Here is an 18,360-nt window from a genome sequence, read left to right as displayed (position 1 = left end):
AGGTTTACACTGGGTGAACTTCAGGAGTACCCGTCATGCAGACCTACCTGCGTCCCGGACGCTTCATTGACAGTGACCACCCTTTGGTAGTCGAGTTCGCCGAGCGTTGGCGTGGGCCTGCACGTGATCCGCGCAGTCAGGCCGTGGCCCTGTATCTGGCCGTGCGCGAGCATATTCGCTACAACCCATATGCCTTCAGTCTCGACTCGCAAACACTCAAGGCCAGTCATGCACTGGCTGCTGCTGAGTCGTACTGCGTACCCAAGGCCATCCTGCTGGCAGCTTGTGCACGGCATTGCGCAATTCCGGCACGCATCGGCCTGGCCGACGTGCGCAATCACCTGTCTACACCGCGCCTGATTGAAATCCTGCGTAGCGAGGTGTTCGCCATGCATGGCTACACCGAGCTGCATCTCGACGGTCGTTGGGTCAAGGCTACGCCGGCGTTCCATGAGGCGCTGTGCCGGGTGTTCAAGGTCGAGCCGCTGGATTTCGATGGTGTCAATGACAGCGTGTTCCACCCCTACAACGCCGCCGGTGAGCGCTACATGGAGTATCTGGAGGATCATGGCCAGTTCGCAGATTTGCCCGAGCAGCTGTTTTTCGACCACCTGCGGCGCTGTTATCCGCACCTGTTCGAGGTCGGAGTGCTGGCGGGCGGTGGAGACATGCAGCGTGAGGCTGAGGTGCATCGACTGAGTCGATAGTCTTCATCGGCTTTCCGGACTTTCCTCCAGGCGTAGGGCTCTGTAGGGTGCGTGCTGCGTTGCGGCTGGTTGTAATCGGCCGCAGGCATCCCCATCTCTACCTATCTCTTTCTTGCGCGGGGAAATCCGATTTTCATGAGCACCGCCCTGACCATTCGCCAGTTGACCAAGATCTATGGCAACGGCTTCCAGGCCCTGCATGGCATCGATCTGGATGTTGCCGAGGGCGACTTCTTTGCCTTGCTCGGGCCCAACGGCGCCGGCAAATCCACCACCATCGGCGTACTGTCGACCCTGGTGAACAAAAGTGGCGGTACGGTCAGCGTGTTCGGCCACGACCTTGACCGCGATCCCTATGCGCTCAAACGCTGTCTCGGTGTGGTACCGCAGGAGTTCAACTTCAACCAGTTCGAGAAGGTTTTCGACATCGTTGTCACCCAGGCCGGCTATTACGGTATTCCACGACGCATTGCCCGCGAGCGCGCCGAGCAGTACCTCACCCAGTTGGGCCTTTGGGACAAACGCGATGTAGCCTCGCGCGAGCTGTCCGGCGGTATGAAGCGCCGGCTGATGATTGCCCGTGCGCTGGTGCACCAGCCGCGCCTGCTGATCCTTGATGAACCCACTGCAGGGGTGGATATCGAGCTGCGGCGCTCGATGTGGAGCTTTCTCACCGAGCTGAACAGCCAGGGTACCACCATCATCCTCACTACCCACTATCTGGAGGAGGCCGAGCAGCTGTGCCGCAATATCGGCATCATCGATCATGGACGCATCGTTGAGTTGAGCAGCATGAAGGATCTGCTGAAGAAGCTGCACGTCGAGACCTTCCTGCTCGATCTGGAGGCCTCCTACGGTGAGGCTCCACGGCTCGAGGGTTACCCGGCGCGTCTGCTTGATCCCCATACCCTGGAGGTACAGGTAGAGAAGAGTCAGGGTCTCAATGCGCTGTTTCAGCAACTGGCGCAGCAACAGGTGCAGGTGCTGAGCCTGCGTAACAAGACCAATCGCCTGGAGGAGCTGTTCGTCTCCCTGGTGGAAAAGAATCTGGCCAAGGTAGCGCGATGAATACCCCTTACCTCAATAGCGAATTTGCCGCCAACCTGGTGGCCTTGCGTACTATCGTCCAGAGAGAGGTGCGTCGCTTCGTGCGGATCTGGCCGCAAACGCTGCTGCCACCGGCGATCACCATGGTTCTGTACTTCGTTATCTTCGGTAACCTGATCGGCCAGCGCATCGGCGAGATGGGCGGCTTCAGCTACATGGAGTACATCGTGCCGGGCCTGATCATGATGTCGGTGATCACCAACAGCTACGGCAACGTGGTTTCGAGTTTCTTCGGCAGCAAGTTTCAGCGCAATGTCGAGGAACTGCTGGTCTCACCAGTGTCTCCGCACATCATTCTCATTGGTTTCGTCATTGGTGGAGTGCTGCGTGGTCTGGCGGTGGGGCTGATCGTCACCATTCTGTCGCTGTTCTTCACTCATCTGCAGGTGCACCACCTGGGGGTGACGGTGCTGGTGGTGCTGTTGACGGCAACTATCTTCTCGCTGGGCGGTTTCGTTAACGCGGTGTTTGCGCGCAACTTCGATGACATTTCCATCGTGCCGACCTTCGTGCTGACGCCACTGACCTATCTGGGCGGGGTATTTTATTCGATCACGCTGCTGCCGCCGTTCTGGCAGGCCGTGTCGCTGGGTAACCCGATCCTGCACATGGTCAACGCCTTCCGCTACGGCATCCTCGGTGTGTCGGATATCCGCATTGGCGTGGCCATTGGTTTCATGCTGTTGGCTACGACTGTGCTGTACCTGCTGTGCATTCGTCTGCTCTCCAGTGGCCGTGGCATGCGTCACTAGTAGAGTGGGGGCGCCTGGGCGTGGGGCTTGAGTCATCGCCTGATGCGAGGTCTGCTGCCGCTGGGGCACTAGCCTGCCGGCAGCGTGCGGGGAAACAGCCAAGCCGTTAAACTCGACGGTTTTCTGTCTATCCGGATCGTCGACCATGCAGCATCCCGCCGAGCAGTCCCCGCTGGGCAAGTCCAGCGCCTACATCGCCGAATACAGTCCGCAGTTGTTGTTTCCCATTGCGCGTTCAGTCAAGTGGGCCGAACTGGGTCTCGACGGTGCCAGCCTGCCATATCAGGGTGTTGATTACTGGAACTGCTATGAGCTGTCCTGGTTGTTGCCGTCGGGTAAGCCGGTGGTGGCCATCGGTGAGTTCGCCATTCCGGCCGACTCGCCGAATATCATCGAGTCGAAGTCGTTCAAGCTCTATCTCAACTCGCTGAATCAGACGGTATTTACCTCCTGGGAGGCGCTGCAGCAGACACTGGCGTGCGATCTTTCCGCGGTGGCCGGCAAGCCAGTGACGGTGCGCCTGCGCACGTTGGCGGAGGTAATGAATGAGGGACTGGCTTCGTTGCCCGGGCAGTGCATCGACGATCTGGACATCAATGTCAGTTGTTACGAGCGGCCGCAGCCCGAATTGCTGCGCTGTGACCCTGAGCGGCAAGTGGAGGAGTGCCTGCACAGCCACCTGCTCAAGTCCAACTGCCCGGTGACCGGCCAGCCCGACTGGGGCAGTCTGGTGGTGCAGTATCGTGGCGTTGCGCTGGATCACGCCAGTCTGCTGGCCTATCTGGTGAGCTTTCGCCAGCATGCCGATTTCCACGAGCAGTGCGTGGAGCGGATCTTCCTCGACCTGCAGCGACTGCTACAGCCGCAGTCGCTGACGGTTCATGCCCGTTATGTGCGCCGTGGAGGGCTGGATATCAATCCCTGGCGCAGCACGGAGGCAATGCACCCGGACAACGCCCGACTGGCTCGCCAGTAGCAGCGCTCAGATACCCATGCTGGCCAGACTGTGCATGATGTTACGCAGTGTGCCGGCGAGGGTCGGGTGGCTGGCCTCGAAGCGTTCCACGGCCAGGTTGACGCCGTCGATAAGAGTGGCGTCCGGCGCGGCTGCCGCTTCGCGGGCCAGTTGTACTTCGATCTTCTGGGCCAGCAGGTAAAGCGATGCGCGCTCCTCATCACTGAGCGGCGCATCTTCAGTCAGTTGCTGGTTGAGGGCTTCCAGTTGCTGCTGCAGATCGGTGCGTGGCATAGGGTTCTCCCTTGTCGTTGGGCATAGAGTCGACCGCAGCGGTGCCGCGGAGGTTTCCATCCGTATTGGCCGTTTGCGTGAAATGCTGCTACCGGCAGGTTGCTGAATCTGTCCAGGCCGGTTGCGTCAGCGTTTTGCGGTTACTGCCTGAAGGGTAATCCAGCCCGGGCTGCTTTGCCTGATTCAACGCAAGTTCCGTGAATTTGCAGTAGCTCAGCTCGGGGTGAAAAGGGCTCGCAGGGATTCTGGCAGTGGCACCGAGCGGCCACTGGTGTGATCCACCCAGACCAGCTTGCAATGCCCTTGACCACACAGAATTTCCGGCTGCTCCAGAGTCGTCAGGCGGTGTTCGAGTACCAGGCTGCTGCGGCCCAGCGCGCCGGCATGGAGTTCGACCACGACAGTGGCCGGGTAGACCACCGGTTTGAGGTAGGTGTGCAGCGTCTGTAGCACCACGGGGCCGTAGGGCACCTGATCCTCGATGATGCCGGCTTGGGCGAACCAACTGATCCGCGCTTCCTCCAAATATTGCATGTAAATAATGTTGTTGACGTGGCCGTAGCTGTCCATATCGCCCCAGCGTACCGGAATAGGTGCGCTGTAAAGCAGACCTTTGTTGCTCATTGGATTTGTCCGCTATGCTGCCCAAGGTGATTGGCAGACTTTATACTACGCGGCCTCTGGGCTGCTGGCGGCGGCCACGTCATTTTCCTCAAGGAGAGATTTCCATGCATGTAATCGGTGCTCGCTGGGTCGCCCGTGTGGGCAGCCTGATGGCGCTTGTTGGACTGGGCCTGCTGCCTGCCGCTGGCCAGGCCGCTTCCCAGGAGGACCCGTGGGAAGGCGTCAATCGCGCCATTTTCCGCTTCAACGATACCCTGGACACCTATGCCCTCAAGCCGATCGCCAAGGGCTACCAGGCCGTCACCCCGCAATTTCTTGAAGATGGCGTGCACAATGTATTCGGCAATATCGGTGATGTCGGCAATCTGGCCAACAACCTGCTGCAGGCCAAGTTCCATGATGCCGGTGTCGATACCGGCCGGTTGATCATCAACACTACCTTCGGTCTGCTGGGCTTCTTTGACGTGGCCAGGCATATGGGACTGCAGAAGAACGACGAAGACTTCGGCCAGACCTTGGGCGCCTGGGGTGTCGATAGCGGGCCCTACGTGGTAATTCCGCTCCTTGGCCCGAGTACTGTGCGTGATACCTTCAGCCGGGTACCGGACAGTTTCCTGACGCCCTATCCGTACATGGATCATGTGCCGACCCGCAACGTCACCCTTGCCGTTGATGTGGTCGACACCCGCGCCAGTCTGCTCTCGGCCGAGAACCTGATTAGTGGCGACAAGTACATCTTCATACGTAACGCCTACCTGCAGAACCGCGAATTCAAGGTGCGCGACGGCGAGGTCGAGGACGACTTCTGAGCCGTCGCCGTGCACGTCGTCTAAATGAAAAGTGCCCGTAGGCAATACGGGCATTTTTCATTCTGCAGGGCAGGGCGTCAGCTCATCGACAGGATGACCAGCCCCAGTGACTGCAGCCTGCCGTCCAGAGGGCTGACGCGAATGACCTCGGCCTCGGCGTTCAGCCCGCTAAGTTCGCTGTGCTCGGAGGGAATGTGGACGCGTATCCGGTCGCCAATGCTCAGGGGCACGTCGGTTTCGATCTGCATGCCGGTACTCGACAAGTCTCGGCACAGCGCTACTGCCGAGCCACCACTGTAATGGAGGGTGACGCTGGCTTCGACCCGCATACGGATGAAGTCGCGTTTTTCACTGTACGCTCGATCATTGTCGTTCACGGCAGCACCTTCTTCTTATGGTTTTCGCCGCGGCTCTTATAACCCTCGCCCATTTCTTCTGTAAAGTCACAGAGTGGTGACTGGCACCGGCTTGAATAGACACGCGGATGGGAGTACCGTCTGCCCCTTGAAATTGCCCTGGCCCCCTACAAGGCGTTGCGCCTCGGCTGAACTCAACTGCTCGGGCGCGGTTTGCCTGGATTAGTCATGCACAAAACCAGTGCCACTCTGCTGATCATCGACGACGACGACGTCGTGCGCGCAAGTCTTGCAGACTATCTCGAAGATAGCGGTTTCAAGGTTTTGCAGGCCGGCAATGGCTTGCAGGGACTGGAGATCGTCCGTCAGGACTGCCCTGATCTGCTGATCTGTGACCTGCGCATGCCGCAGATTGACGGTCTTGAACTGATTCGACGCATCAACGACATGGGCATCGAGATGCCGGTGATCGTGGTTTCCGGTGCTGGGGTCATGAACGATGCGGTAGAGGCACTGCGCCTGGGGGCGGCGGACTATCTGATCAAGCCGCTTGAAGATCTCGCCATGCTTGAGCACTCGGTGCGCCGGGCGCTTGATCGCGTGCGCCTGCGAGGTGAGAACCAGCGCTACCGGGAAAAGCTTGAGGCGGCCAATCGCGAACTCCAGACCAGTCTGCACCTGCTGCAGGAAGACCAGAATGCCGGGCGCCAGGTGCAGATGAATATGCTGCCGATGACGCCCTGGCAGGACGGTGATCTGGAGTTTTCTCACCAGATCATTCCTTCGCTTTACCTGTCCGGGGATTTCGTCGATTACTTCCGTATCGACGAGCGCCGCATTGGCTTCTACTTGGCTGATGTGTCCGGACACGGTGCGTCATCGGCCTTCGTCACTGTATTGCTCAAGTTCATGACTACTCGACTGCTTTACGAATGGCGGCGTAATGGCAGTCTGCCGGAGTTTAAGCCATCGGATGTACTCGGTCATATCAACCGCGGGCTGATCAACTGCAAACTCGGTAAGCATGTCACCATGCTTGGTGGAGTGATTGACGAGCAGAACGGCGAGCTGACCTACAGCATTGGCGGGCACCTGCCGCTGCCGGTGCTGTTCGAGAACGGCCAGGCCCGCTATCTGGAAGGGCGTGGCCTGCCAGTCGGCCTGTTCGACGAAGCGCAATACAGCAATTACCAGATGCCTCTACCCGAAGCCTTCAGCCTGACCCTGTTGTCCGACGGGGTGTTTGATCTGTTGCCGGGTGATTCGCTCAAGGAAAAAGAACAGGAATTGCCCAGGCTCGTCATCCGGGCAGGTGGTACGCTCGATGGCTTGCGCCAGGTGCTTGGCCTGGCCAATCTGGGCGAGATGCCGGATGATATCGCCGTGCTGGTGTTGAACAGGAACCTTCCATGAATCCTGGCGTAAGCCCCGGTCGCATCCAGTTTGCCGAACAGGACGGGACCTTCGTCCTGAAGTTCATCGGTGAAGTCCGCCTGACCCTGTGTTCGGCTCTGGATGCGACCATTGAAAAGATCTTCACTGCGCTGAACTTCTCTGCCATCGTCATCGACCTGACCGAGACTCGCAGCATCGATAGCACGACGCTGGGTCTGTTGGCCAAGCTTTCCATCCTCTCGCGACAGAAAGTCGGTCTGTTGCCTACCGTGGTAACGGTGCATGACGACATCACACGGTTACTCGAGTCAATGGGCTTCGACCAGGTGTTCAATATCATCGAAGGCCCCGCACCTTGTCCGGAATGTCTGGACGACCTGCCTTCTCAGGATCTGTCCGAAGAGGTGGTCAAGGCCAAGGTGCTGGAAGCGCACCGTATCTTGATGGGGCTCAACGAATCCAACCGTGCCGCTTTTCACGATCTGGTGAGTGCTCTGGAGCGTCACTGAACGAGGGCGCCGGTGTTGTCCGGCACCCGCTCTGGGGAAGCGCTTCAGCGTGTAGCACCCAGCAATCCTTCCAGCTTTTCCTGATCGCGAGCGAACAGGCGGATGCCTTCGGCCAGTTTCTCGTTGGCCATGGCATCTTCGTTCAAGGCCCAGCGGAAGCTCCTTTCGTCTAGCGACATGCGTGCTTCACCCTCCTGTCCCGGCTCCAGGGCTCGCTGCAGTGCCCCCGTATCTGCGGACAGTTGTTGCAACAGCTCCGGGCTGATGGTCAGGCGGTCGCAACCGGCCAGTGCTTCGATCTGCCCCAAGTTGCGGAAACTCGCCCCCATTACCACCGTGTCATAGCCATTGGCCTTGTAATAGCGGTAGATGCGCTGCACCGAGCGTACGCCCGGATCATCCGAAGCGGTGAAATCATGTCCCTCGGTTTTCTTGTACCAGTCATAGATACGTCCGACGAAGGGCGAGATAAGAAAGACTCCGGCATCGGCGCAGGCCTGCGCCTGGGCAAAGGTGAACAGCAGGGTGAGGTTGGTTTGGATACCGGCTTTTTCCAGTTTTTCGGCAGCGCGGATGCCTTCCCAGGTCGAGGCGATCTTTATCAGCACTCGCTCGCGACCGATGCCGGCGCGGTCGTACAGATCGATCAGGCGTTCGGCGCGGCGCAAGGTGGCATCGGTATCGAACGACAGGCGGGCATCCACTTCAGTGGAAATGCGCCCGGGAATGATCTTGAGAATCTCCTGGCCAACAGCCACGGCAAAGTGATCGCCGGCCAGGCCCAGGTCGCCTGCAGCAGCCGTTATGGCACGATCGAGCAGGGGAGCATAACGAGGCAGGGCTGCGGCCTTGAGCAGCAGCGAGGGATTGGTGGTGGCGTCCACTGGTTGTAGGCGGGCGATGGCATCTAGATCACCGGTGTCGGCGACCACGGTAGTGAACTGCTTGAGTTGTTCCAGCTTGGAGGTCATGACGAGGCCTTGTCGTTGCAGATCATACGACCTTACCCGAGCTGTACCGGCCGCTCAACGGGGCAGCCTGGCGAGATTCTTTGTTGTGCCGGCGTTGTTCGCAGATCACATTGAGCAGCATGCGAGATCGCTGGTGTCCGGCCTCTCACGACCATAGGGAGTCCGGATCAATTCATCCTGTTCATTAAGTGCTCTGTCGTAGTCGCCGGCCAAGGGTTGCGCCGGCAACTGTATAGACCGGTGAGTTTTCAGTGCCCGCGCAGGAGATCGGCGGCCTGGTCGAGTAGGCCAAGCGGATCGCTAGTTTTATGGATGTCTACCGATAATAACTGGCGGAAACGGCGAGCTCCGGGGAAGCTCTGACCCAGACCCAGTACGTGGCGGGTGATGTGATGCAGGCTGCCGCCCTCGCGCAGGTGCTGTTGCACATAGGGCTTGAGTGCCAGCAGGGCGTCCATACGGGTTATGGTGCGAGCCTGCGCGCCGAACAGGCGCTGATCCACCTGTGCCAGCAAAAAGGGATTGTGGTAGGCCTCGCGGCCAAGCATTACACCGTCGAAGGCTTCCAGGTGCTTCTCGCATTCCTCCAGCGTCTTGATGCCGCCGTTGAGGATGATTTCAAGATCCGGAAAGTCCTGTTTCAAGCGCGCCGCCACCTCGTAGCGCAGCGGCGGAATCTCGCGGTTCTCTTTGGGTGAAAGCCCTTCGAGGATGGCGATACGGGCATGCACGGTAAAGCTGCGGCAGCCGGCATCCCGCACCTGGCCGACAAAATCGCACAGCTCGGTATAGCTGTCGCGACCATTAATGCCGATTCGGTGCTTGACCGTCACCGGCAGGTCTACGGCATCCTGCATTGCCCTGATGCAGTCGGCCACCAGTGACGGATGGGCCATCAGACAGGCGCCGATCATATTGTTCTGCACACGGTCACTGGGGCAGCCGACGTTGAGATTCACCTCGTCGTAGCCGTAGTCCTCGGCCATTTTCGCGCAGCTCGCCAACTCATGCGGATTACTCCCGCCGAGTTGCAGTGCCAGTGGGTGTTCGCATTCGCTGTAGCGCAGGAAACGCTCTCGGTCGCCGTGAAGTAGCGCCCCGGTGGTGACCATCTCGGTATAGAGCAGGGCGTGACGCGACAATTGCCGGAGGAAGTAGCGGCAATGTCGATCCGTCCAGTCCATCATCGGAGCGACGCTGAATTTTCTGCTTATATGTCTTTGATTTATATGGATATTTTTCAATTTGTCGACCAGGGAAAAAGCTATGTTTTGCTGCATAGGTGCACACGAGGTGCACACGAGGTGCACACAAGGGGCATAACGGGTACAGGTGCTGGGCATTATGAATCGCCCCGGGTTTCCTAGACACTCTCCAAGCTCTGGAAATAGCGCTTTTCAAACTCCACCGGCGATAGCTGCATAGCGCTGCTGTGCCGGCGCTTGGGGTTATAGAACATCTCAATGTAATCGAACACATCACTGCGAGCTTCTTCGCGGGTGCCGTAGGTTTTACGTCTGATGCGTTCCCGCTTCAGCAACTGGAAAAAGCTTTCTGTAGTGGTCAACAATTCCCGGACACAGAATTGAGTTTTTCTTCCGCAACCGCCGGCGGTACGAAGCCGTTGTGCTGATGCGGCCTTATCCAGTTGTACCGCTGCATGAGGTAGCGGCCGATGTCCTGCTCGGCCAACGCTGTCGTCATGTAACCCACTGTCGGCACCCACTCCGTTTTCAGGCTACGAGACAGCCGCTCCATGGGCGAATTGTCGTAACAATTTCCCCTTCGGCTCATGCTCTGAATCATCCGATAGCGCCAGAGCCGTTGGCGGAAACCCCGGCTGCCATATTGGCTGCCCTGGTCGCTGTGAAACAGCACGCCTTGTGGTCTGCCACGCATCTCGTAAGCCCTGTCGAGCGCTTTGACGACCAGTTCCGCATCAGGCTTGGCGGACATCGCCCAACCCACCACTCTGCGGCTGTACAAGTCCAAGACCACCGCCAGATAGCTCCATCGACCCTCTGCCCAGATATACGTGATGTCGCCACACCAGACCTTGTTTGGCGCAGCCACGGTGAACTTGCGATCAAGCACATTGGGAATATCGGGGCGCTCGACCGTGGCCTTCTTGTACGCATGAGAACCGGGCTGTTTGCTGATCAGTCCTTGTTCCTTCATCAATCTTCTGACTCTGAAACGCCCGACGTTAACGCCTTCATCCCGCAGCATGGTAACCAGACTGCGACTGCCCGCTGAGCCACGACTTTGGTTGAACAGCTCGTTGACACGACTGCGTAGGTTCACTCGGCGGACATCGATATGACGCCGCCGGGCCAAGTGGGCGTAATAACAAGACCGGGGTAGCTCGAAGACTGAACACAACAGTTGAACAGGGTAGTGCTTTACCAACTGCCGAATCGACTTCAACGTCTGCGCCCGTGTTCCTCGGCCATCAAGAGCGCAGTGGCCTCCTTTAATATTTTCTTCTCAAGCTCCAGCCGGTTGATACGGGCCTGAAGCTCCTGAATGGTCTGCTGCTCCGGTGTGAGCGCCTTGGCAGTGGGCGTAACGCCCCCGCGCTCCAGCTGCAACTGGGTAACCCAGCGGCGCAATAAGCTCTCACCTACATCGAGAGATCTGGCGGCCTCGGGACAGCTGTAGCCTTGGTCGAGCACCAGGCTGGCAGCCTCTCGCTTGAAAGTCGGGGTGAAGGTACGTCGTTGTCTGCTCATCGAACACCTCTGTATGGCGAGCATTCTCGCCCTAAATGGGTGTCCGGGGTTAGTAGACCACTACATTGAAACGCCTGCAGTCAGTCTTGATAACCTCCTACAACTACGTGAGTTAGGTTGTGGTCTTGCAATCGATGACTTTGGTAGCGGCCATTCCACTTTGCAACGCCTGCTGGAGTTGCCCTTTACCGAACTCAAGCTTGACGCCAGCTTCCTTTCTCAACTTGAAGATCCAAGAAGACGTGTGGTAATAGAGAGCGCGCTTGCATTGGGACGTGCCTTGAATATTCCTGCTGTGGCAGAAGGAGTCGAGACCGCTGAGCAGTTAAAGCTTCTGGAAAGTTTGGGCTGCGAACGTGCGCAGGGTTTTTACCTGGGACGCCCGCTACTGGGCGCTGAAGTATCGTGTCTGTTGCAGAAAGTGGAATGTCAAACAATCCCGGCAGATCGGTCAGCGCTCTGAGTTTTAATCTATCTCAACATCTGCTCAATAAGCCGTTTTTCCTCGCTCAATTCACGCTGCCTGGCGTCGATGCGCGAGGCGAGTTGGAAGTTGTTGCTGGCTCGGCGTTTGGCGAAGTCGAGCTGCTCGATGGCTTGGGTGTAGTCGCCGACCAGGGCGAAAAACTCCGCACGGGCTTGGTGCAGGCCGACAGTGTTGCCGCTGAGGCCGCGTACTTCGGCTACCTGGTACCAGACGTCCGGATCCTTGGCGCGGGTCTTGAGTAGTTCGTCCAGGGCGTGCTCGGCATCACGGATGCGTTGTTGCTTAAGTAGCAGGTCAATGTGCATCTGTTGCAACGGGTAGTTGCCCGGATAGAGGGCAAGCAGGCGTTGCTGTCGGCGTTCGGCAGCATCCAGGCGGTTGGACGCCATGTCGATTTCGATCTGTGCCAGGTTGTAGATGATGTCGTCCGGTGCCTTACCGAGTAGGGGCGTTAGGGTTTCGCCGGCCTCGCGCAGTTGGCCGCTTTTCATCTGCGCCAACACCAGGCCGTAGCGGGCGGCATCGAGCCCGGGATTTTCGTCAAGCATGGCGCGGAAGCGCTTGGCGGCCACACCCGGAGTTTCTTCGTAGGTGAGCTGAACACGGGCGCGCATCAATTGGTAGCGCAGGCTGTCCTCGCGTCCTTTGGAGGGATACTGTTCGGCCCGGTTGCGGGTATCGGCGATACGGGATTCGGACACCGGGTGGGTCAGAAGGAACTCCGGCGGTTTGGCGTCGTAGCGATACTGGCGCATCAGGCGTTCGAACATCATCGGCATGGCGCGTGGGTTGTAACCGGCTTTTTCCAGGTTGACCAGGCCGATACGGTCGGCTTCCTGTTCGTTCTGGCGGGAGAAGCGGCGCTGTTCCTGGATGGCGGCGGCCTGGGTAGACATGATTGTTGCCATACCGGCATCGCCGGCCCCGGCGGCAGCGGCGACGATGCCGGCCAGCATGGCGGCCATGATCGGCAACTGCATTCGCTGTTGGGCTTCGAGCCCGCGGGCAAAGTGACGCTGGGAAAGGTGCGCCAGTTCGTGGGCCATTACCGAGGCATACTCGGCCTCGGTCTGCGCGTGCAGGAACAGGCCGCCGTTAACTCCGATGATGCCGCCGGGGGCGGCGAAGGCGTTTAGCTGTGGGCTGTTGAGCAGGACGAACTCCAGTCGCCGATCCTGCAGCTGGCTGGTTTCTGACAGTCGATAGACGCTGGATTCGACGTAGTCCTTAAGTAGTGGATCGTCCAGTTGAGATACCTGGCCGCGCAGCAGGCTTAGCCAGGCCCGGCCCAGCTGATGTTCTTGCTGCGGAGAGACGATTGAGGAGCTGGCATCGCCCAGCGACGGCAGATCGCTGGCATGGTTAGGTGCAACAAGCAGGCAGGCGAGCGTCAATAGGGTGGGGCGCAGGAAAGTCATGCACTCGGTTCTCGGACGGCAAAGAGGGTACTGTAGCTGGCCTGCCGCGGCTCTGGCCAGGGGTGTTGGAGCTTGAGTATCCTAGCCGCTTTCATGGAGTAGACGATGACAGACGTACCGGCCTTCGATGCCGAACTGGACGCCTGCGGGCTTAATTGTCCGCTACCTTTGCTTAAGGCCAAGCTCGAACTCAATCGCCTGGCCAGTGGTGCGGTACTCAAGGTGAGCGCAACCGATGCAGGCTCGCAGCGTGATTTCCGGGCCTTTGCCCGGCTCGCCGGGCATGACCTGCTGCATGAGGAGGTCGAGGGGGGCGTATATCGCTACTGGTTTCGCAAAGCCTGAGTGCCACTAGCGGCTGGATCAGGTCTTTTCGGACCCTGTCCCGCTTTGGGCGGCTATCAGGCATTCCGGGGCAGGCCGAGTTATAGGTGATCGGCTGTAGCACCAATGCTACGACGAGCAGATGGTGCTGCTGGGAGCCTGCTGGGCATCGGCTGATGCCGGGCAGCACTCGCTCCGTAGCTGGCTGGCTTGGTACTGGCTATTTGTTCCGCGGGCAGTGCTGCCCGTTGACTCGGTTTTGGTATCCGGGCGCAGTCACACTGAGCCCGGAGATGGTTCAGCGGTTGAAGCGTTCGACCAGGGCGTACTGGCCTTGCGCGGTGTTGGTGAGGGCCTCGCTGAGGCGAGCGGTATTGTGCGCCTCGCCGGCAGTCTGATCGGCTAGCTGAGCGATATTGGTGATGTTGCGGTTGATCTCGTCAGCCACTGCGCTTTGTTCCTCGGCAGCTGCGGCGATCTGGTTGGCCATGTCGGTGATGTTGGCCACCGCATCGCTGATGCCCGACAGGGCCTGGTCCGCCTGGAGTACCCGCTCGACCCCTTCGTCGGCCTGTTTGCGACCAATTTCCATGGTCATGACTGCCTCTTCGGCAGTGCGCTGCAGTTTGGCGATCAGGGCGTGTATCTGCTCGGTGGACTCGGCGGTACGCTGGGCCAGCGAGCGGACCTCGTCGGCCACTACGGCGAAACCGCGGCCCATCTCGCCAGCGCGAGCCGCTTCGATGGCTGCGTTGAGGGCCAGCAGGTTGGTCTGATCGGCAATACCCTTGATCACATCGACTACGCCGCCGATCTCGTTACTGTCCTGAGCCAGACGGGTGACGGTCTCGCCGGTTTCGCCTACCGACTGGGAAAGACGTTGGATGGCTTCGCGGGTTTCCGCCGCTACGCTGCGGCCTTGCTCGGTGAGGCGATTGGCCTCCTGGGTGGCAATGGCGGTGCGGGCTACGTTGCTGGCCACTTCCAGGGTGGTGGCGGCCATTTCGTTGATGGCGGTGGCTACCTGCTCGGTTTCCTGGCGTTGGCGGTCGAGTCCGGCAGAGCTGTTGTGCGCCAGCCGGTCAGCCTGACGCGCCTGCTGGGTTAGTTGTTCGGCCGTATCCTGCAGTCGGGTCAGGCAGGTCTTTAGTCGTGCTTCCTGGCTGAGCATGGCCATTTCCAGGCGGGCTTCAGCACCACGACTGTCGGTATACATCTGTGCGATCAGAGGATCCGAAGTAGTCTGTTCGGCAATATGTAGGAGGCGCTTGATGCCACGGGTCTGCCAGGCGATACCGGCCAGGCCCAGCGGTACCGAAAGGATGGCCGCCAGTGCGAATCCCCAAGCACTGCCCATCCAGTGGCCAATCAGAAAGCCGATCTGGCTGATCAGAATGAATGGCATCCAGGCCTGTACCACCGGCACCCAGGCATCGCGCTTGGGTATCGGAGACTTGCCGCTGTTGATGCGGGTGTACAGCGCTTCGGCACGACGCACCTGGCCGGTAGTGGGCTTGACACGTACGGATTCGTAACCGACGACCTGATTGTTCTCGGTCACGGGGGTCACATAGGCATTGACCCAGTAGTGGTCGCCGTTCTTGCAGCGATTCTTGACAATGCCCATCCACGGACGGCCCTTTTTCAGGGTGCGCCACATATGTTCAAAGACGGCGGGTGGAACATCCGGATGGCGGACGATGTTATGTGGTGAGCCTATCAGCTCGGTCTGGGAAAAACCGCTGATCTCGATGAAGGCTTCGTTGCAGTAGGTGATCTGCCCCTTGAGATCCGTGGTGGAAATCAGGCGCTGCTGTGCGGGAAACGTACGTTCGCGCTGTGTGACCGGCTGATTGTTACGCATGGCAGGTATCCGACTTGGTAATGCCCAGTTCATCGGCCGCTGGTCGGCAAAGTTGAGGGCGAAATCATGGCCGGGGAGTTTAATTGTTTTTTGCTCTGGATCACATTTCCCTGCGACACTGGCGGCTTTGTCGCCGCCAGCGGCGCCTGTCTACCAAGGTGGCTTCAGCCTGCGATCATTTGCCGCAGTACGTAGTGCAGAATGCCGCCGGCCTTGAAGTACTCGACCTCGTTGAGGGTGTCGATGCGGCACAGCACCTGGACTTCCTCGTGCGTGCCGTCCTCGCGGGTAATGATCAGCGTCAGCGGCATCTGCGGGCGCAGCTCCACACCTTCCAGACCTTCGATGGCCAGCACTTCCTTGCCGGTCAGTTTCAGGCTGTTGCGGTCGGTGCCCGGATTGAACTGCAGCGGCAGCACACCCATGCCCACCAGGTTGGAGCGGTGGATGCGCTCGAAGCTTTCGGCGATCACCGCCTTGACCCCCAGCAGGTTGGTACCCTTCGCCGCCCAGTCGCGGCTGGAGCCGGTGCCGTACTCCTTGCCGGCGATGATTACCAGCGGCGTGCCCTCGGCCTGGTAGCGCATGGCGGCGTCATAGATCGCCAGTTTTTCGCCGCTCGGTACATGCAGGGTGTTGCCGCCTTCCTCGCCGCCGAGCATCTCGTTGCGGATACGTATGTTGGCGAAGGTGCCGCGCATCATCACTTCGTGATTACCACGGCGTGAGCCGTAGGAGTTGAAGTCGGCCTGGGCCACGCCGTGATCGCGCAGGTAGCGCCCGGCCGGGCTGTCGGCCTTGATGTTGCCGGCTGGCGAGATGTGGTCGGTGGTGACCGAGTCGCCGAGCAGGGCGAGGATGCGCGCCTGGCGGATATCGGTGATGCGTGGCGGGTCGCCGGCGATGTTCTCGAAGAACGGCGGATGCTGGATATAGGTGGAATCTCCCTGCCAGGCATAGGTGTCGGCCTTGGGCACATCGATGGCCTGCCACTTTTCGTCGCCGGCGAAGACTTCGGCGTATTCCTTGCGGAACATGGCGGTGTCGACCTGGGCGATGGCCTGGGCGATCTCCGCCTGGGTCGGCCAGATGTCCTTGAGGTACACCCGCTGGCCGTCCTTGCCGATACCCAGGGCGTCACGAGTCAGGTCGATGCGTACGCTGCCGGCCAGGGCATAGGCGACGACCAGGGGCGGTGAGGCCAGCCAGTTGGTCTTGACCAGCGGATGCACGCGGCCTTCGAAGTTGCGGTTACCGGAAAGTACCGAGGCTACTGTCAGGTCTGCCTGGGTGATGGCTTTCTCGATAGGCTCGCGCAGCGGACCGGAGTTGCCGATGCAGGTGGTACAGCCGTAGCCCACCAGGTCGAAGCCGAGTGTTTCCAGGTAGGGTGTCAGGCCGGCGGCGTCGAAGTACTCGGTGACCACCTTGGAACCGGGGGCCAGTGAGCTCTTGACCCAGGGCTGGCGCTGCAGGCCTTTTTCCACGGCCTTCTTCGCCAGCAGGCCGGCGGCCATCATCACGCTGGGATTGGAGGTGTTGGTGCAGGAGGTAATGGCGGCGATCACCACGGCGCCATCCTTCAGGCGATAGGTTTGGCCATCGTCTTGGTAATCGATTTCTCCACTCTGCTGCTGACCTCCGACTGCAATGCCACCGCCTCCTTCGTTAAGCAGACGGCTCTCTTCCTTCGGCGAAGGCTTGAGCTGAAGCCCGAGGAAGTCCTCGAAGGCCTGACTGACCTGGCTGAGTGCAATACGGTCCTGCGGGCGCTTGGGGCCGGCCAGGCTGGCTTCTACGCTGCCCAAGTCAAGGCTCAGGCTGTCACTGAACTGCGGTTCGTCGCCTGGTTCCCGCCACAGCCCCTGGGCCTTGCTGTAGGCCTCGACCAGTTGCACGGTGGCCTCCGGGCGGCCGGACAGACGCAGGTAACCGAGGGTGATCTCGTCAACCGGGAAGAAGCCGCAGGTGGCACCGTATTCCGGCGCCATGTTGGCGATGGTGGCACGGTCGGCCAGCGGCAGGTCGGCCAGGCCGTCACCGTAGAACTCGACGAACTTGCCCACCACACCCTTCTTGCGCAGCATCTGGGTGACGGTGAGCACCAGGTCGGTGGCGGTGATGCCTTCCCTGAGCTTGCCGCTGAGCTTGAAGCCGATCACTTTGGGAATCAGCATCGATACCGGCTGGCCGAGCATGGCCGCTTCCGCCTCGATGCCGCCGACGCCCCAGCCGAGCACGCCGAGGCCGTTGATCATGGTGGTGTGCGAGTCGGTACCAACCAGGGTGTCGGGGAAGGCGAGGGTGATGCCGTCTTCCTCCCTGGTCCACACGGTGCGCGCCAGGTATTCGAGGTTGACCTGGTGGCAGATGCCGGTGCCCGGCGGCACCACGCTGAAGTTGTCGAAGGCGTGCTGGCCCCAGCGCAGGAAGGCGTAACGCTCGCCGTTGCGCTGCATTTCCAGTTCGACGTTGTCGTGGAAGGCGCTGGACGAGGCGTAGCGGTCGACCATCACCGAATGGTCGATGACCAGATCCACCGGCGACAGCGGGTTGATCCGCTGCGGGTCGCCGCCGGCCCTGGCCATGGCATTGCGCATGGCGGCCAAGTCGACCACGGCCGGCACACCGGTGAAGTCCTGCATAAGTACGCGTGCAGGGCGGAACTGGATCTCGCGTTCGGAGGCGCGCTTGCCCAGCCATTCGGCCATGGCTTGCAGATCCTGCAGTACGACGGTTTTTCCGTCCTCATTGCGCAGCAGATTCTCCAGCAACACCTTCAGTGACTTGGGCAGATGCCGGATGTCGCCGAGGCGGACAGCTGCCTCAGGCAGGCTAAAATAATGGTAGGTGGTACCGTCGACCTTGAGTTCGCGGCGGCAGTTCAGGCTATCGAGGGAAGACATTGCACATCTCCTTGCGCCACACGGTTCGGGCGTTTTCTGAGGGTGGCAGCGATTCAGGCGGGGCTGCCAGACTGCACTCGACCGCTGGCTATGAAGATCTGCCGATGAGGGTAGCGAAGGATCATCGCGGTCGTTAAATAGCTGGACAGG

18 protein-coding genes and 1 pseudogene are annotated in these 18,360 nt (G+C 59.9%); 9 read left to right on the top strand and 10 right to left on the bottom strand.

What is annotated here, in order from left to right; all coding sequences use genetic code 11:
• Positions 1 to 35 precede the first annotated feature (35 nt).
• The 4 genes from NCCP436_RS07505 to queF all read left to right on the top strand — a co-directional run bounded on the left by NCCP436_RS07505 (position 36) and on the right by queF (position 3,542).
• Complete coding sequence (locus NCCP436_RS07505; protein ID WP_220803365.1) at positions 36 to 707, top strand: transglutaminase family protein; 672 nt, start codon at positions 36 to 38, stop codon at positions 705 to 707.
• Between the two features lie 135 nt (positions 708 to 842).
• Positions 843 to 1,775: an ABC transporter ATP-binding protein gene (locus NCCP436_RS07500; RefSeq protein ID WP_220803364.1), complete on the top strand. Its 933-nt coding sequence runs from the start codon at positions 843 to 845 to the stop codon at positions 1,773 to 1,775.
• On the top strand, positions 1,772 to 2,566 hold the full coding sequence (locus NCCP436_RS07495) for an ABC transporter permease (RefSeq protein ID WP_220803363.1): 795 nt from the start codon (positions 1,772 to 1,774) through the stop codon (positions 2,564 to 2,566). The genes NCCP436_RS07500 and NCCP436_RS07495 overlap by 4 nt, the downstream gene beginning before the upstream one ends.
• Before the next feature lie 145 nt (positions 2,567 to 2,711).
• Positions 2,712 to 3,542 carry an NADPH-dependent 7-cyano-7-deazaguanine reductase QueF gene (queF, locus tag NCCP436_RS07490; protein ID WP_220803362.1) on the top strand — a complete coding sequence of 277 codons (831 nt, stop codon included), beginning with the start codon at positions 2,712 to 2,714 and terminating at the stop codon, positions 3,540 to 3,542.
• 6 nt (positions 3,543 to 3,548) lie between these two features.
• Here the strand turns inward: queF and NCCP436_RS07485 are convergent, their stop codons facing one another.
• A complete protein-coding gene (locus tag NCCP436_RS07485) occupies positions 3,549 to 3,815 on the bottom strand; it encodes a DUF4404 family protein (RefSeq protein ID WP_220803361.1) in 267 nt (88 codons plus the stop codon).
• A 213-nt stretch (positions 3,816 to 4,028) separates the two neighbouring features.
• Positions 4,029 to 4,439 (bottom strand): thioesterase family protein, encoded by a 411-nt coding sequence (locus NCCP436_RS07480; RefSeq protein ID WP_220803360.1) that lies wholly within the window; start codon positions 4,437 to 4,439, stop codon positions 4,029 to 4,031.
• A gap of 104 nt (positions 4,440 to 4,543) precedes the next feature.
• Between NCCP436_RS07480 and NCCP436_RS07475 the strand changes: the two genes are divergently transcribed.
• The gene (locus NCCP436_RS07475) at positions 4,544 to 5,248 is read left to right on the top strand and encodes a VacJ family lipoprotein (protein ID WP_220803359.1); all 705 of its coding nucleotides are present in this window, start codon (positions 4,544 to 4,546) and stop codon (positions 5,246 to 5,248) included.
• 77 nt (positions 5,249 to 5,325) lie between these two features.
• Here NCCP436_RS07475 and NCCP436_RS07470 read toward each other — a convergent pair whose 3' ends face one another.
• Positions 5,326 to 5,625 (bottom strand): PilZ domain-containing protein, encoded by a 300-nt coding sequence (locus NCCP436_RS07470; RefSeq protein ID WP_220803358.1) that lies wholly within the window; start codon positions 5,623 to 5,625, stop codon positions 5,326 to 5,328.
• Positions 5,626 to 5,832: 207 nt separating this feature from the next.
• On the opposite strand from NCCP436_RS07470, the gene rssB reads away from it, so the two are divergent.
• Both rssB and rssC read left to right on the top strand, forming a co-directional pair.
• A complete protein-coding gene (gene rssB / locus NCCP436_RS07465; protein ID WP_220803357.1) occupies positions 5,833 to 7,017 on the top strand; it encodes a two-component system response regulator RssB in 1,185 nt (394 codons plus the stop codon).
• Positions 7,014 to 7,508: an anti-sigma factor antagonist RssC gene (gene rssC, locus NCCP436_RS07460; RefSeq protein ID WP_220803356.1), complete on the top strand. Its 495-nt coding sequence runs from the start codon at positions 7,014 to 7,016 to the stop codon at positions 7,506 to 7,508. Before rssB ends, rssC begins: the two co-directional genes overlap by 4 nt.
• Positions 7,509 to 7,552: 44 nt before the next feature.
• Here the strand turns inward: rssC and tal are convergent, their stop codons facing one another.
• From tal to NCCP436_RS07440, 4 genes and pseudogenes are all read right to left on the bottom strand, one after another.
• The gene (tal, locus tag NCCP436_RS07455; RefSeq protein WP_220803355.1) at positions 7,553 to 8,479 is read right to left on the bottom strand and encodes a transaldolase; all 927 of its coding nucleotides are present in this window, start codon (positions 8,477 to 8,479) and stop codon (positions 7,553 to 7,555) included.
• 248 nt (positions 8,480 to 8,727) lie between these two features.
• Positions 8,728 to 9,759 (bottom strand): tRNA dihydrouridine(20/20a) synthase DusA, encoded by a 1,032-nt coding sequence (gene dusA / locus NCCP436_RS07450; RefSeq protein WP_220803354.1) that lies wholly within the window; start codon positions 9,757 to 9,759, stop codon positions 8,728 to 8,730.
• Positions 9,760 to 9,842: 83 nt separating this feature from the next.
• Positions 9,843 to 10,034: pseudogene (locus tag NCCP436_RS07445) on the bottom strand (IS3 family transposase); the annotation flags it as partial.
• An 8-nt stretch (positions 10,035 to 10,042) separates the two neighbouring features.
• Positions 10,043 to 11,211 (bottom strand): IS3 family transposase gene (locus NCCP436_RS07440; protein ID WP_220803353.1). Its coding sequence is split into 2 segments (ribosomal slippage): positions 10,043 to 10,950 and positions 10,950 to 11,211, totalling 1,170 coding nucleotides; the frame shifts between segments, so codons are not numbered across the junction.
• A gap of 13 nt (positions 11,212 to 11,224) precedes the next feature.
• On the opposite strand from NCCP436_RS07440, the gene NCCP436_RS07435 reads away from it, so the two are divergent.
• A complete protein-coding gene (locus NCCP436_RS07435) occupies positions 11,225 to 11,674 on the top strand; it encodes an EAL domain-containing protein (protein ID WP_220803352.1) in 450 nt (149 codons plus the stop codon).
• Positions 11,675 to 11,682: 8 nt separating this feature from the next.
• Here NCCP436_RS07435 and NCCP436_RS07430 read toward each other — a convergent pair whose 3' ends face one another.
• Complete coding sequence (locus tag NCCP436_RS07430; protein WP_220803351.1) at positions 11,683 to 13,116, bottom strand: M48 family metalloprotease; 1,434 nt, start codon at positions 13,114 to 13,116, stop codon at positions 11,683 to 11,685.
• A gap of 105 nt (positions 13,117 to 13,221) precedes the next feature.
• Between NCCP436_RS07430 and NCCP436_RS07425 the strand changes: the two genes are divergently transcribed.
• Entirely contained in the window at positions 13,222 to 13,461 is a 240-nt protein-coding gene (locus tag NCCP436_RS07425; RefSeq protein WP_220803350.1) for a sulfurtransferase TusA family protein, read from the top strand.
• Between the two features lie 277 nt (positions 13,462 to 13,738).
• Here NCCP436_RS07425 and NCCP436_RS07420 read toward each other — a convergent pair whose 3' ends face one another.
• Both NCCP436_RS07420 and acnA read right to left on the bottom strand, forming a co-directional pair.
• Positions 13,739 to 15,304, bottom strand: coding sequence for a PAS domain-containing methyl-accepting chemotaxis protein (locus tag NCCP436_RS07420; RefSeq protein WP_220803349.1), 1,566 nt, complete (start codon positions 15,302 to 15,304; stop codon positions 13,739 to 13,741).
• 164 nt (positions 15,305 to 15,468) lie between these two features.
• Positions 15,469 to 18,210, bottom strand: coding sequence for an aconitate hydratase AcnA (acnA, locus tag NCCP436_RS07415; RefSeq protein ID WP_220803348.1), 2,742 nt, complete (start codon positions 18,208 to 18,210; stop codon positions 15,469 to 15,471).
• Positions 18,211 to 18,360: the final 150 nt, after the last annotated feature.

Source organism: Pseudomonas sp. NCCP-436 (assembly GCF_019656335.1).
GTDB lineage: Bacteria > Pseudomonadota > Gammaproteobacteria > Pseudomonadales > Pseudomonadaceae > Aquipseudomonas.
Note: the sequence above shows the minus strand (reverse complement) of the source record. Positions and strands in the feature narration are given on the sequence as shown.

Excerpts from the sequence above, each read along its gene's own strand:
- NCCP436_RS07425 (WP_220803350.1), top strand. The coding sequence starts at position 13,222 with ATGACAGACGTACCGGCCTTCGATGCCGAACTGGACGCCTGCGGGCTT.
- NCCP436_RS07485 (WP_220803361.1), bottom strand. The coding sequence starts at position 3,815 with ATGCCACGCACCGATCTGCAGCAGCAACTGGAAGCCCTCAACCAGCAA.
- rssB (WP_220803357.1), top strand. The coding sequence starts at position 5,833 with ATGCACAAAACCAGTGCCACTCTGCTGATCATCGACGACGACGACGTC.
- NCCP436_RS07480 (WP_220803360.1), bottom strand. The coding sequence starts at position 4,439 with ATGAGCAACAAAGGTCTGCTTTACAGCGCACCTATTCCGGTACGCTGG.
- queF (WP_220803362.1), top strand. The coding sequence starts at position 2,712 with ATGCAGCATCCCGCCGAGCAGTCCCCGCTGGGCAAGTCCAGCGCCTAC.
- NCCP436_RS07495 (WP_220803363.1), top strand. The coding sequence starts at position 1,772 with ATGAATACCCCTTACCTCAATAGCGAATTTGCCGCCAACCTGGTGGCC.
- NCCP436_RS07435 (WP_220803352.1), top strand. The coding sequence starts at position 11,225 with ATGGCGAGCATTCTCGCCCTAAATGGGTGTCCGGGGTTAGTAGACCAC.
- NCCP436_RS07420 (WP_220803349.1), bottom strand. The coding sequence starts at position 15,304 with ATGCGTAACAATCAGCCGGTCACACAGCGCGAACGTACGTTTCCCGCA.
- rssC (WP_220803356.1), top strand. The coding sequence starts at position 7,014 with ATGAATCCTGGCGTAAGCCCCGGTCGCATCCAGTTTGCCGAACAGGAC.
- NCCP436_RS07500 (WP_220803364.1), top strand. The coding sequence starts at position 843 with ATGAGCACCGCCCTGACCATTCGCCAGTTGACCAAGATCTATGGCAAC.
- NCCP436_RS07430 (WP_220803351.1), bottom strand. The coding sequence starts at position 13,116 with ATGACTTTCCTGCGCCCCACCCTATTGACGCTCGCCTGCCTGCTTGTT.
- acnA (WP_220803348.1), bottom strand. The coding sequence starts at position 18,210 with ATGTCTTCCCTCGATAGCCTGAACTGCCGCCGCGAACTCAAGGTCGAC.
- NCCP436_RS07505 (WP_220803365.1), top strand. The coding sequence starts at position 36 with ATGCAGACCTACCTGCGTCCCGGACGCTTCATTGACAGTGACCACCCT.
- tal (WP_220803355.1), bottom strand. The coding sequence starts at position 8,479 with ATGACCTCCAAGCTGGAACAACTCAAGCAGTTCACTACCGTGGTCGCC.
- dusA (WP_220803354.1), bottom strand. The coding sequence starts at position 9,759 with ATGCAGCAAAACATAGCTTTTTCCCTGGTCGACAAATTGAAAAATATC.
- NCCP436_RS07475 (WP_220803359.1), top strand. The coding sequence starts at position 4,544 with ATGCATGTAATCGGTGCTCGCTGGGTCGCCCGTGTGGGCAGCCTGATG.